11 protein-coding genes are annotated in these 12,742 nt (G+C 73.0%); 5 read left to right on the top strand and 6 right to left on the bottom strand.

From position 1 onward, the window contains the following. Positions 1-19 precede the first annotated feature (19 nt). From SHK17_RS18930 to SHK17_RS18940, 3 genes are all read right to left on the bottom strand, one after another. Positions 20-694, bottom strand: a complete 675-nt coding sequence (locus tag SHK17_RS18930) for a FadR/GntR family transcriptional regulator (protein WP_322920342.1) — start codon at positions 692-694, stop codon at positions 20-22. Continuing rightward, on the bottom strand, positions 691-1,875 hold the full coding sequence (locus SHK17_RS18935; protein ID WP_322920343.1) for an L-talarate/galactarate dehydratase: 1,185 nt from the start codon (positions 1,873-1,875) through the stop codon (positions 691-693). Before SHK17_RS18935 ends, SHK17_RS18930 begins: the two co-directional genes overlap by 4 nt. An 87-nt stretch (positions 1,876-1,962) precedes the next feature. Continuing rightward, a complete protein-coding gene (locus tag SHK17_RS18940; protein ID WP_322920344.1) occupies positions 1,963-2,898 on the bottom strand; it encodes a 2-hydroxyacid dehydrogenase in 936 nt (311 codons plus the stop codon). 107 nt (positions 2,899-3,005) lie between these two features. Between SHK17_RS18940 and SHK17_RS18945 the strand changes: the two genes are divergently transcribed. The 4 genes from SHK17_RS18945 to SHK17_RS18960 are packed head-to-tail and all read left to right on the top strand — an operon-like array spanning position 3,006 to position 7,672. Further along, positions 3,006-3,917, top strand: coding sequence for an AEC family transporter (locus SHK17_RS18945; protein WP_322920345.1), 912 nt, complete (start codon positions 3,006-3,008; stop codon positions 3,915-3,917). 58 nt (positions 3,918-3,975) lie between these two features. Then, positions 3,976-5,415, top strand: a complete 1,440-nt coding sequence (locus SHK17_RS18950) for an FAD-binding oxidoreductase (protein WP_322920346.1) — start codon at positions 3,976-3,978, stop codon at positions 5,413-5,415. A 10-nt stretch (positions 5,416-5,425) separates the two neighbouring features. Then, positions 5,426-5,824: a DoxX family protein gene (locus SHK17_RS18955; protein ID WP_322920347.1), complete on the top strand. Its 399-nt coding sequence runs from the start codon at positions 5,426-5,428 to the stop codon at positions 5,822-5,824. A gap of 54 nt (positions 5,825-5,878) precedes the next feature. Beyond that, positions 5,879-7,672, top strand: coding sequence for a M12 family metallo-peptidase (locus SHK17_RS18960; RefSeq protein ID WP_322920348.1), 1,794 nt, complete (start codon positions 5,879-5,881; stop codon positions 7,670-7,672). Positions 7,673-7,702: 30 nt separating this feature from the next. Here the strand turns inward: SHK17_RS18960 and SHK17_RS18965 are convergent, their stop codons facing one another. After that, a complete protein-coding gene (locus SHK17_RS18965) occupies positions 7,703-8,536 on the bottom strand; it encodes a CPBP family intramembrane glutamic endopeptidase (protein WP_322423343.1) in 834 nt (277 codons plus the stop codon). Positions 8,537-8,602: 66 nt separating this feature from the next. Then, positions 8,603-9,100 (bottom strand): MarR family winged helix-turn-helix transcriptional regulator, encoded by a 498-nt coding sequence (locus tag SHK17_RS18970; RefSeq protein WP_172267271.1) that lies wholly within the window; start codon positions 9,098-9,100, stop codon positions 8,603-8,605. 116 nt (positions 9,101-9,216) lie between these two features. On the opposite strand from SHK17_RS18970, the gene SHK17_RS18975 reads away from it, so the two are divergent. Further along, entirely contained in the window at positions 9,217-10,155 is a 939-nt protein-coding gene (locus SHK17_RS18975) for an NADP-dependent oxidoreductase (protein WP_322920349.1), read from the top strand. Here the strand turns inward: SHK17_RS18975 and clpB are convergent. After that, the gene (gene clpB / locus SHK17_RS18980; protein ID WP_322920350.1) at positions 10,152-12,734 is read right to left on the bottom strand and encodes an ATP-dependent chaperone ClpB; all 2,583 of its coding nucleotides are present in this window, start codon (positions 12,732-12,734) and stop codon (positions 10,152-10,154) included. The genes SHK17_RS18975 and clpB overlap by 4 nt on opposite strands. Positions 12,735-12,742 lie beyond the last annotated feature (8 nt).

Here is a 12,742-nt window from a genome sequence, read left to right on the forward strand (position 1 = left end):
ACGGGCACGAAGTGCCCGGTCAGGTGACGCGGCGGCGAGTGTTGCCCAGGTGCAGCCGCATCGCGGCGCGGGCGGTCTCCACGTCGCCGGCCAGCACCGCGGCGGCGACGTTGTCGTGCTCGCGCTGGACGCGCTCGACGTGGGAGGCGTCGGTCATGGAGTACGCCTCCCGCAGGCGCGTGCGGGGCAGCATGATCATCATCGGCCCGAGCGAGCCGAGCAGGTCGACGTAGAACCGGTTGTGGGTCGCCCCCGCGACCGCGAGGTGGAAGGCGAAGTCGGCCTCCACCGCCCCCTCGTGGCCCGCCCGTACGAAGCCGTCCATGGCCGCCGAGATGGCCTCGGCATCCGCCGCGGTGCGGTGGCGCGCGGCCAGCGCCGCGGCCTCGCTCTCCACCCCGATGCGGAAGTCGAGCATCGCCATCACGTCGGCGTGCGTGCGGATCGCGGACGACTCGACGCTGAACGTCGACGGCTCCGGCACGGCGAGCACGAACGACCCCCGACCCTGCTGGGTCTCGACGAGGCCCTCCGCCCGCAGCCGGGTCACCGCCTCGCGCACCACGGTGCGCGAGACGGCGTACTCCTCGATGAGCTCGGCCTCCGACGGCAGCTTCGCGCCGGGGGCCAGGTCGCCGGCCAGGATCTTGTCCTTGAGCCCGGCCACCACGCGCTGCGCGAGGGTCGTGTTCACGCGCCGAAGGTAGCGGTGTCCACGGTGAGGGAGCGCATCGTATCGGTCAGCGTGAAGCCGAGGCCCGGCCGGTCCGGCACGAAGATGCGGCCGTCGCGGATCTCGATGCGCTCCTCGAACAGCGGGTCCAGCCACTCGAAGTGCTCGACCCACGGCTCGGTCGGGTACGTCGCCGCGAGGTGCAGGTGGATCTCCATCGCGTAGTGCGGGGCGAGGTCGAGGCGGTGGTGCGCGGCGAGGGTGGCGAAGCGGAGGAACGGCGTGATGCCGCCGATGCGCGGGGCGTCGGGCTGCACGATGCCGCGGTAGCCGGCGTCGACCAGGCCCATGTGCTCGTCGACCGACGTCAGCATCTCGCCGGTGGCGATGGGGGTGTCGAAGGTCCGCGACAGGTCGGCGTGGCCGACGTGGTCCCACGCGTCGAGCGGCTCCTCGATCCACACCAGGTCGAACCGCTCCAGCTCGCGGCACATCCGGCGGGCACGGGCGCGGTCCCACTGCTGGTTGGCGTCCACCATGAACGCCCCGTCGCCGAGGTGCTCGCGCAGGGCGGTGACGCGGCGCAGGTCCTCGCGCCAGTCGGGCTGGCCGACCTTGACCTTGATGCCCCCGATGCCCGCCTCGAGCGACGCCGTCGCCTTCTCCTTGATTTCCTCGACCGAGGCCTGGAGGAAGCCGCCGGAGGTGTTGTAGACCCGGCACGAGTCGCGGTGCGCGCCGAGCAGCTTGGCCAGCGGCAGGCCGGCGCGGCGGGCCTTGAGGTCGTAGAGAGCGACGTCGAGGGCGGCGACCGCCTGGGTGGCGACACCCGAGCGACCGACCGAGGCGCCGGCCCACATCAGCGACTCGTAGATCTTGGCTATGTCGCTCGGGTCCTGGCCGATCGCGACGTCCATGACCTCCTTGAGGTGGGCGTACTGCGCCTTGCCGCCGGCGCGCTTGGAGTAGCTGAACCCCATGCCCTCGAGCCCCTGCTCGGTGGCGAGCTCGACGAACAGCATGACCGTCTCGGTGAGCGGCTTCTGCCGGCCGGTGAGCACCTTGGCGTCGCTGACGGGATTGGGCAGCGGCAGCACGACGTGCGACAGCGTGATGCTGCGGATGCGGTCGCCGGTGCTCGCCGGGGCGGTCGGGGCGGCGGTGGGAGCGGCGGCGGCGGGCGTGGTGGCGGTCTGCGACATGGGGCTTCCTCGGGTCGTCACGAACTTGTATGATGAGTGTGCAACTCGTCCTACAACTTCGTCAACCCGTCCCAGGAGGTCGCCGTGTCAGTCGGGGACCGGCGTGACGAGCTCGCCCCGGCCGAGGAAGGCGTCGACGTTGTCGAGCACGAGCCGGCCCATCGCCTCGCGGGTCTGGACCGTCGCGCTGCCGACGTGGGGCAGCAGCACCACGTCGTCGCGGCCCAGCAGCGCCTCCGGCACGTGCGGCTCGTCGGCGAAGACGTCGAGGCCGGCGCCGGCGATCCGGCCCGCCGCGAGCGCGGCGACCAGCGCGTCCTCGTCCACCACCGACCCGCGGGCGACGTTGACCAGGTAGCCGTCCGGGCCGAGCGCGTCGAGGACCGCGGCGTCCACCAGCCCCTCGGTGCCGGCACCGCCGGGCGTCAGCACGACCAGCACGTCGCTCGCCGCCGCCAGCTCGACCGGGCTCGGGTGGTAGGTCCACGCCACGTCCTTGGGGCTGCGCGAGTGGTAGTGGACCTGGGCGCCGAACCCCTCCAGCCGCTCGGCCGCGGCGGTGCCGATGCGCCCGAGGCCGAGCACCCCGACCACGGCGCCCCGCACGTCCCGGGTGAGCGGCAGCCGCTCCCCGCGGGCCCACGCCCCGCTGCGCACGAACCGGTCCGCGGCCGTGAGGCCGCGCAGCACGTCGACGACCAGGAACGCCGCGAGGTCGGCCACCGCGTCGGTCAGCACGTCCGGCGTGTTGGACACCGCGATCCCGCGACGACGCGCCTCGTCGACGTCGACGTTGTCGTAGCCCACGCCGAAGTTGGCGACCGCCCGCAGGTCGGGCAGGGCGTCCATCTCGGCGGCGCCGACCGGGGCGCCGCCGCCGGCGACGGCGACCACGACGCCCGCGGGGTCGCCGAGGTCGGCGAGCTCCGGGGCGGCGTACCGCTCGTCGAGCCACTCGCGCAGGAAGGGCATCAGCCCCCCGAGCTGGACGACACGGACCTGGTGCTCGCTGTGGGACGTCACCCCGCCATCCTTGTCGGACGGGGGTCGGCCCGTCCAAGACGACCTCGCTATCGCCCGATGCCCGGCGAGACGACGTGGACGACCGACCCGCAGGAGACGGACACCCGATGGACCTGCTGATCGGCTTCACCACGATCCTCGTCGTGATCGCCGCCGGCGCCGGCCTCGCCCACGCGGGGGTGCTTGACCGCCGCTCACAGCGCACCCTCGGCGAGATCGCGTTCTTCGTGGCCTCGCCGGCGCTGATGGTCGTCACCATCAGCCAGGTCCGCCTCGAAGCGGCGGCCGCCAACCTCGTCGCCTCGTCGGTGTCGCTGGCCGCGTGCTTCGCGGCGTACGTCGTCCTCGCACGGCTGCGCTGGGGGCTGTCGACCGGACCGCTGCTGATCGGCGCGCTCACCTCGTCCTACGTCAACGCCGGCAACCTCGGCATCGCGATGGCGGCCTACGTCGTCGGCGACATCACCGTCGTCGTGCCGGCGCTGCTCGTGCAGATGATGGTCGTCCAGCCGGTCGCCCTCATCGTGCTCGACCGCATCACCGGCCGCGGCGAGGGTGTCGGCGCAGCGCTGCGCCGGCTGGTCACCAACCCGCTCACCATCTCCGCCGTCGTCGGCGTGGTCCTCGCCCTCACCGGCTGGTCGCTCCCGCAGGCCGTCGAGGACCCGCTGGAGCTGATGGCCGGCGCCGCCATCCCGCTCATGCTGATGTCGTACGGCGCCGCGCTGAGGCTGAGCCCGCCGCTCGGCCGCGCCGGCCACAACGGCGAGGTGCTGCTGGCGAGCGCGCTCAAGCTCGCCGTCATGCCCGTCGTCGCGTGGGCCGTCGGCGTCGCGCTCGGCCTCGACGGGCGGGTGCTGCTCGGCGTCGTCATCACCGCCGCCCTGCCCACCGCGCAGAACATCTTCCTGCACGCCACCCGCTACCGCGTGGGCGAGGATGTGGCGCGGGAGACCATCCTGGTCACCACCCTGGCCTCGCTCCCGGTGGCGCTGCTCGTCGCCGTCGTGCTCGGCTGAGCCGGCGCCCCACCACGACGACACCCGACACCCGCCGCCCGACCCACGAGGAGAACCCGTGACCGACCTGCTCGACCGCCTCCGAGACGTCGTCGGCGACGACCACGTCCTCACTGCGGCCGACGACGTGGCGGCGTACGTCGTGGACTGGACGGGCGTGCACGCCGGCGCCGCCCTCGCGGTGGTGCGGCCCGGCTCGACCGACGAGGTGGCGGCCGTGGTGGCCGCCTGCCACGAGGCGGGTGCGCCGGTCGTGCCGCAGGGCGGCAACACCGGGCTCGTCGCGGGCGGCGTGCCCGACGCGTCGGGCAGCCAGGTGGTCCTCTCGCTCGGCCGGATGCGCACGGTGCGCGACGTCGACCCGGTCGCCGGCACCATCACCGTCGACGCCGGCGTCGTCCTCGCCGACGTGCAGGCCGCCGCCGAGCGGGCCGGCCGCCTCTTCCCCATGTCGCTGGGCTCCGAGGGCAGCTGCACCATCGGCGGCAACCTCGCCACCAACGCCGGCGGCACCGCGGTGCTGCGCTACGGCATGACGCGCGAGCTGGTGCTCGGGCTCGAGGTCGTGCTGCCCGACGGCCGCGTGTGGGACGGCCTGCGCGGGCTGCGCAAGGACAACACCGGCTACGACCTCACCCAGCTGTTCATCGGCTCCGAGGGCACCCTCGGCGTCATCGCCGGCGCGGTGCTGCGGCTCTTCCCGGCCACGCCGCGCCACGCGACCGCCTGGGTCGCGGTCCCCGGAGTGGCCGCCGCGGTGGCGCTGCTCGGCCTCGCGCAGGAGCGCGCCGGGGCGCACCTCTCCACCTTCGAGATCGCCAACCGCCAGGCCCTCGACCTGGTGCTCGCCCACCTGCCGGGCGCCTCGGACCCGCTGGCCGAGCCGAGCGACTGGTACGTCCTCGTCGAGCTCGCCGGGACGGCGACCGACGACGGGCTCGACGACTCCCTCGAGGCGATCCTCGGCGACGCGGTCGAGGCGGACCTCGCCACGGACGCGGCCGTGGCGAGCAGCCCCGTCCGGCGCTCGGCGCTCTGGGCGCTGCGCGAGGGCATCTCCGAGGCGCAGAAGGTGGAGGGCGCCACCCTCAAGCAGGACGTCACCCTGCCGATCGCGCGGCTCGCGGACTGGGTCGACGAGATCGGCCCGCGGGTGGCGGGCGTGCTCCCCGGCGTCCGGCCGGTGACCTACGGCCACGTCGGCGACGGCAACCTGCACTACAACCTGAGCGCCCCCGCCTCCTCCCCCGCATCCACCGACGGTCGGGGCGGCGACGCGGACCTCCGGGCCGCGGCCGCTGACCTGTCCACGGCGATCTACGACTCCGTGGCGGCCGCCAACGGCTCCATCAGCGCCGAGCACGGCCTCGGTCGGGCGAAGGCGGCGGCCGCGGCGTCGTACAAGTCCGAGGTCGAGGTCGACCTGATGCGGGCGGTCAAGCGGGCGCTGGACCCCGACGGCCTGATGAACCCGGGCGCCCTGCTCCCGCCGCCCTAGGCTGGTGGGCATGAAGGCGCAGACCATCGGACGTGTCCTGCTCGGCTGGGCGATGGTCGGCGCGGGGGTGCTCCACCTGACCACCCAGCGCGAGGAGTTCCGCGCCCAGGTGCCGGGCTGGTTCCCGGTCGACGAGGACCTCACCGTCCTCGCGTCGGGGGTCGTCGAGATCGCGCTCGGCAGCGCCTTCGTCGCCCCGCCGCGACAGCGCCGCACCGTGGGCGCGCTGCTGGCGGCGTTCTTCGTGGCGATCTTCCCCGGCAACGTCGCGCAGTACGTCGAGGGCACCGACGCGTTCGGGCTCGACACCGACCGCGCTCGGCTCGTGCGGCTGTTCTTCCAGCCGTTGCTCGTGCTGTGGGCCTTGTGGGCGGGCGGACTGCTCCAGAGGTTTGCGCGGCGCCGCTGAGGGCAGGTAGGGGTCGAGAGAAGGGGGACCTCACCCATGCCCAGGACCCACACCATGGTCGGAATAGCCGGCCTCTGCACCATCGCGCTGGCGGCCACCGCCGCACCGCTGCCCACGGCCGTCGCCTCGCCCGCCGAGCGCGACCGTCCCGTCGAGCTGCTCGAGGCGGCGTCGGCGACCACGAAGGCCGGAGGCTCCGGTGAGCGCTCACGCGCCGTCGAGCTCGACCCCGCCGCGCTCGCCGGCACCCGCGCCGACGACCGCCTGACCCTCGACCTCTTCGACGACACCAGCGTCACCGCGGAGATCGGGGAGCGGACCACCGTCGACGGCATCACGTCGTGGACCGGGACGCTCGTCGGCACGACCGGCACGTTCAGCGCCGTCGAGGCCGGAGGCGTCTTCCACGTCAGCCTCGCGTCCGCCGAGGACGGCTCGTTCGAGGTGAGCAGCACGCGCGACGGCGGCTACGAGGCCGTCGAGATCGCCGCCACCACCGCAGCCGGCGACGACGCGGTGCGTCCCGAGGACCAGCACGGGCACGAGCACGAGCACGCAGGGTCCGAGCGGCGCGGCAGGGTGCATCCGGCCGCGGCCGCCGACGACCCCTCGGTCATCGACGTCGCCATCGTCTATCCCGCCTCCCTGCCCGCCACGGTGGGCGCCCCCGCCATGCAGGCGCAGTTCGCCCTCGGCATCACGCAGACCAACCAGGCGCTGGCCGCGTCGGGAGTCAGCACCACGGTGCGACTGGTGGGGACGCGCCAGGTCGCCGCGGCGCAGCTCTCCACGCTCACCGCGAACTACTACGCCCTCGGCACCGCCGGCGACGGCGTCTTCGACGAGGCGCAGGCGCTGCGCGAGGAGACGCACGCCGACCTCGTGAGCCTGTGGCTCGGCGGCACCTATCCCTCGGGCACCACCTGCGGCCTCGGCTCGCTCGGCGGCACCAACCCGCAGTACGACCCGGACCGCGCGGCATGGACGGTGGTGTGGGCCGACAGGTGCGCGACGGGCAACCTCACCTTCGCGCACGAGCTCGGCCACAACCTCAGTGCCGACCACGACGCCGCGGCGTCCGCACCGCCCAACGGCAGCAAGCCCTACGCCCGCGGCTACGTCGACGCGGCCGGGGCGTTCACGACGGTGATGGCCTACGCCAACAGCTGCCCCACCTGCACGCGCATCGGCTACTTCTCCAACCCCGCCGTGCTCTACAACGCCCGCCCCACGGGCACGCCCGCCGCCAACAACGCCCAGGCCATCGCCGAGCAGATCAGCGCCGTCGCCAACTACCGGCAGTCGCAGATCTACCCCGGCGCGGTGTCGATCGCGGGCCAGGCCCGCTGGAAGGGCAAGGCGGCCGCCAGCACCACCCCGTGGGCCCCGGCCGTCACCCTCGGCTACCAGTGGTTCCTCGACGGCTCGCCCGTCGCGGGCGCCACGGAGGGCACGTTCAGGCTCAAGCGCAGGGACATCGGCAGCACGCTGACCCTGCGGGTCACCGGGTCGGCCCCCTACTACCCGGCCGCGATCGCGGACACCGGTCCGGTGGTGGTCGGCAAGGCGCTCTTCAAGACCAAGCGTCCCAAGCTGCGCGGCCTGCCGCGGGCCGGGCGTGTGCTCTCGGCGTCGGTGAAGGGCTGGAAGCCCAAGCCGTCGAAGAAGAGCGTCAAGGTCCGCTACCAGTGGCTCAAGAACGGCAAGAAGATCAAGGGCGCCAAGAAGTCGACCTACCGCGTCCGCGCCAAGGACCGCGGCAAGAAGATCTCCGTCAAGGTCACGGTCAAGGCGAAGGGCTACGACAAGGCCAAGCGGTCGTCGAAGAAGGTCAAGATCCGCCGCTAGGCGTGCTGGTCGCGCACCCCGCCGGGCGGGTCACAGGGTCGGCAGCCAGTCGACCCGCCCGGCGAGGGCGGCGTACCCCACGAACGCACCCACGTCGAGCAGGGTGTGCGCCACCACGAACGGCAGCACCCGGCCCCACCGGCGGAACAGCCAGCCGAAGAGCAGCCCCATCGCGAGGTTGCCGACGAAGCCGCCGAGGCCCTGGTAGAGGTGGTAGCTGCCGCGCAGCAGCGCCGCGAGGCCGATGGCCGCGGAGTCGCCGAGGCCGAGCTGGCGCAGCCGGACCTGCACGAAGCCGAGGACGAGGAACTCCTCGAGCACCGCGTTCTCGGCGGCCGCGAGGACGAGCACCGGGACCTGCCACCACTCCCCCGGCAGCGACTGCGCCACCACGGTGAGGTTGGTGCCGAGCGCGAAGGTCGCGAGGTAGAACACGACGCCGACCGAGCCCACGCCCAGCGCGAGCCAGGCGCCGCGACCGAGGTCGCGCCACGTGGCCCAGCCCCCGTCGCGTGCCCACACCTCGCGCAGCCGTGTGCCCGAGCGCACCAGCAGGTAGGCCGCCAGCGCGACGGGCACGAGCGCGAAGCCGATCCGCAGCAGCTGGTAGGTCAGGTCGAGCCACGGCCGGTCGGGGGCCAGCGAGTTGTTGAGGTTGGCCGCCTGCGAGGACAGCGGGCCGGGCGCGGTGAGCGCGGAGACGATGCTGACGATCGAGTAGACCGCCGAGCGCCCCAGCGAGACGAGCAGCACGATCGCGAGCTCGGTCCACAGCAGCGCGCGGGCGAGGTCGGGCACCCCGCCGGGCACGGGGGTGTCGGGCAGCCGCCACCACGGGCGCTTGTCGACGGTCGACGTGCTCACGGGGGACAGCATCCCCCAGCCGGCTGAGTGACGGCTGAGGGACGGGGGTCCGAGCGTCTACGACGGTCAGCGCCGGCGACGCGGGCCCGCGGAGCGGGGCGGCGCCGCCCGCATGTGGTCGCGCACCGGCACCAGCAGGTCGCGCAGGCGCCGCGTGTCGGCGCCCGACAGCGGCGAGAAGAGCTGCTGGCGCAGCACCTCGACGTGGCCGGGGATGACGCGCGCGATCACCTCGCGGCCGGCGTCGGTCACCGTGACGGTCACGCTCCGCTCGTCGTCGGCCGAGGGCGCACGGCTGACGAGGCCCGCCTTCTCGAGGAGTCCGGCCTGGTAGGTCAGGCCGCTGCGGCTGTAGACCACGCCGTCGGCGAGGTCGGTCATCCGCTCGCTGCCGGTGGGCGAGTTCAGCGCCAGCCGGGCCAGCAGCTGGAACTGCACGTAGCTCAGGTCGCCCTCCTCGCGCAGCTGCTGCTCGACGGCGTGCTTGAGCAACCCGGCCACGTCCATCAGGGCGAAGTAGGCGCTGAGCTGCTCGGAGTCGAGGGACGAGGAGGAGTCGGGCATGCACCTATCCTAGCGATGCTTCACCTTCGAAGCACTTGCTTTGAGTTCAAAGCATTGCTACCGTTGACCATGTGCTTCGAACTCGAAGCACATCCCCTCCAGAGAAGGACACGACCATGAAGGCCATCCGCTTCCACCAGTACGGCGACGCCGACGTCCTGCGCCTCGAGGAGGTCGAGCTCCCGGAGCCCGGCCCCGACCAGGTGCGGGTCCGCGTCGCGGGCACGTCGTTCAACGGCGTCGACGCCAACATCCGCGCGGGCAACATGCAGGGCCCGATGCCGCTGACCCTCCCGCACACCCCCGGCCTCGACGTCGCGGGCACCGTCGACCAGCTCGGCGACGGCGTCACCGACCTCCGGGTCGGCGACCGCGTGATCGGCTTCCTGCCCTTCGTCGTCGACGGCGCCTCGGCCGAGCACGTCGTGGTCGACGCCGAGAGCCTGACCGCGGCGCCGACCACGATCCCGCTCGCCGACGCCGCCGCGCTGCCCGTGGTCGGCCTGACCGCGTGGCAGGCCGTGCACGAGCACGCCGCCCTCCAGTCCGGGCAGCGCATCCTGGTCAACGGCGCCGGCGGTGCGGTCGGGCGCTATGCCGTCCAGCTCGCCGCGGCCGCGTCGGCCCACGTCGTCGCCACCGGGGGCAGCGACGTCCGCGACCACCTCCTCGCCCTCGGCGCGGATCAGGTCGTCGACCACACCAGCACGGACGTACGCTCCGCGGTGACCGAGCCCGTCGACGTCCTGCTCAACCTCGCGCCGGTCACGCCGGAGCAGCTCGCCGACCTCGCCACCCTCGTCGCCGACGGCGGGGTCGTGGTCAACACGACCGTCTGGATGCCCGCGCCGAGCGACGAGTCTCGTGGCGTGCGCGGCATCGACCTCTACGTCCGCAGCGACGCCGAGCAGCTCGCCGGCCTGGTGGCCCGGGTGGACCGCGGCGAGCTGCTGGTCGACGTCGACCAGAGGGTGGCCCTCGAGGACCTTCCCGCGGTGCACGCCCGGGCGGCCGCCGGCCGGCTGCGCGGCAAGGTCGTCGTCACCCCCGCCTAGGCGAGGACTAGCCCGTCGGGTCCGGCGTCGACGGTGACCGAGCCGCCGTCGGTGACCTCGCCGCCGATCAGCTTCCGAGCGAGCGGGTCGCCGATCGCCGACTGGATCAGCCGGCGCAGCGGCCGGGCGCCGTACGCCGGGTCGTAGCCGATCTCGGCCAGCCAGGCGCGTGCCGCGTCGGTCACCGAGATGTTGATCCGCCGCACGGCGAGCCGCTTCTCGAGCAGCGTGAGCTGGAGGTCGACGATGTGGGCCAGGTCGTCCTTGGTGAGCGCGTCGAACAGGACGACCTCGTCGAGCCGGTTGAGGAACTCGGGCTTGAAGTGCGCCCGGACCACGCCCATCACCGACTCCTTCTTGACCTCCGGCTCCATGAGCGGGTCGACCAAGAAGTTCGAGCCGAGGTTGGAGGTCAGGATCAGCAGGGTGTTGCGGAAGTCGACCGTGCGGCCCTGGCCGTCGGTGAGCCGGCCGTCGTCGAGCACCTGCAGCAGGATGTCGAAGACCTCCGGGTGTGCTTTCTCGACCTCGTCGAGCAGCACCACGCTGTAGGGCCGGCGCCGCACGGCCTCGGTGAGCTGGCCGCCCTCGTCGTAGCCGACGTAGCCGGGCGGCGCACCGACGAGCCGCGAGACCGAGTGCTTCTCGCTGTACTCGCTCATGTCGATGCGGACGATCGCCCGCTCGTCGTCGAAGAGGAAGTCGGCGAGCGACTTGGCCAGCTCGGTCTTGCCGGTGCCGGTCGGGCCGAGGAAGAGGAACGACCCGGTCGGCCGGTTGGGGTCGGAGATCCCGGCCCGCGAGCGGCGTACGGCGTCGCTGACCGCGGTCACGGCCTCGCGCTGGCCGATGAGGCGCTCACCGATCACCTGCTCCATCTCGAGCAGCTTGGCGGTCTCGCCCTGCAGCATCCTGCCGGTCGGGATGCCGGTCCAGGCCTCGACGACGTCGGCGATCTGCTCGGCACCGACCTCCTCGCCGACCAGCGGCTCGAGGTCGAGCTGCTCGGCCTTCTCCACCTCGGCGATCTGCTTCTCGAGCTCGGGGATGCGGCCGTACTGGATCTCGCTGGCGCCGGCGAGGTCGCCCTCGCGCAGCTTCTTCTCGGCCTCGATCTTGAGCTGGTCGAGCTGGCGGCGCAGCTCGCCCTCGCCCTGGAGCTGGTCCTTCTCGCGCTCCCAGCGGGCCTCGAGGCCGCGCAGCTCCTCCTCGCGGTCGGCGAGGTCCTTCTGCAGCACCTCGAGCCGCTCGACCGACGCGGGGTCGGTCTCCTTCTCGAGCGCGAACTGCTCCATCTTGAGCCGGTCGACCTGGCGGCGCAGCACGTCGATCTCCTCCGGGGAGGACTCGTGCTCCATCCGCAGCCGCGAGGCGGCCTCGTCGATGAGGTCGATCGCCTTGTCGGGCAGCTGGCGGCCGGTGATGTAGCGGTCGGACAGCGTCGCGGCGGCGACGAGCGCGGCGTCGGTGATGCGCACGCCGTGGTGCGCCTCGTACTTCTCCTGGATGCCGCGCAGGATCTGGATGGTGTCCTCGACGGTGGGCTCGCCGACGAAGACCTGCTGGAAGCGGCGCTCGAGGGCGGGGTCCTTCTCGATCCGCTCGCGGTACTCGTCGAGCGTGGTCGCGCCGATCATGTGCAGCTCGCCGCGCGCGAGCATCGGCTTGAGCATGTTGCCGGCGTCCATCGCGGAGTCGCCGCCGGCGCCCGCGCCGACGACCGTGTGCAGCTCGTCGATGAACGTGATGACCTGCCCGCCGGCGTCCTTGATCTCCTCGAGCACGGCCTTGAGCCGCTCCTCGAACTCGCCGCGGTACTTCGCGCCGGCCACCATCGCGGCCAGGTCGAGCGACAGCACGCGACGACCCTTGAGGGAGTCGGGGACGTCACCGGCGACGACGCGCTGGGCGAGGCCCTCGACGACGGCGGTCTTGCCGACGCCCGGCTCGCCGATGAGCACGGGGTTGTTCTTGGTGCGCCGCGAGAGGACCTGGACCACCCGTCGGATCTCGGCGTCGCGGCCGATCACGGGGTCGAGGCGCCCGTCCTCCGCTGCCCGGGTGAGGTCGACGCTGTACTTCTCCAGCGACTCGTACGACGCCTCGGCGCTCTCGCTGGTCACCCGGCGGTTGCCGCGGACGGCCGTGATCGCCTCGCGCAGGCCGGCCGCGTCGAGACCGGCGTCGGTCAGGACCTTCTGGGCCGAGGACTCGACGGTGGCGAGGGCCACGAGCAGGTGGTCGGTGGCGACGTAGTCGTCGCGCATCGAGCCGGCCAGGTCGAGCGACGAGGCGAGGACGCGGGTCAGCGCCGCCGAGGCGCTCGGTTGCTGGACGGTCGAGCCGGTGGCGCTGGGCAGGGCGCGCTGCACCCGGACGGCCTTCGCCAGCAGGTCGGCGGCGTCGACGCCTGCCTTCTGGACGAGGCTGCGGGTCGCGCCGTCCTCCTGCTGGAGCAGGGCGACGAGCAGGTGGATCGGCTCGGTGTTGGTGTTGCCGCCGGTGGTGGCGGCGAGCTGGGCAGCCTCGATGACCTCGCGGCTGCGGGTGGTGAACTTCTCGGCACCGAACTGGCTCAACTCATCTC

Source organism: Nocardioides renjunii, assembly GCF_034661175.1.
Classification (GTDB): Bacteria; Actinomycetota; Actinomycetes; order Propionibacteriales; family Nocardioidaceae; genus Nocardioides; species Nocardioides renjunii.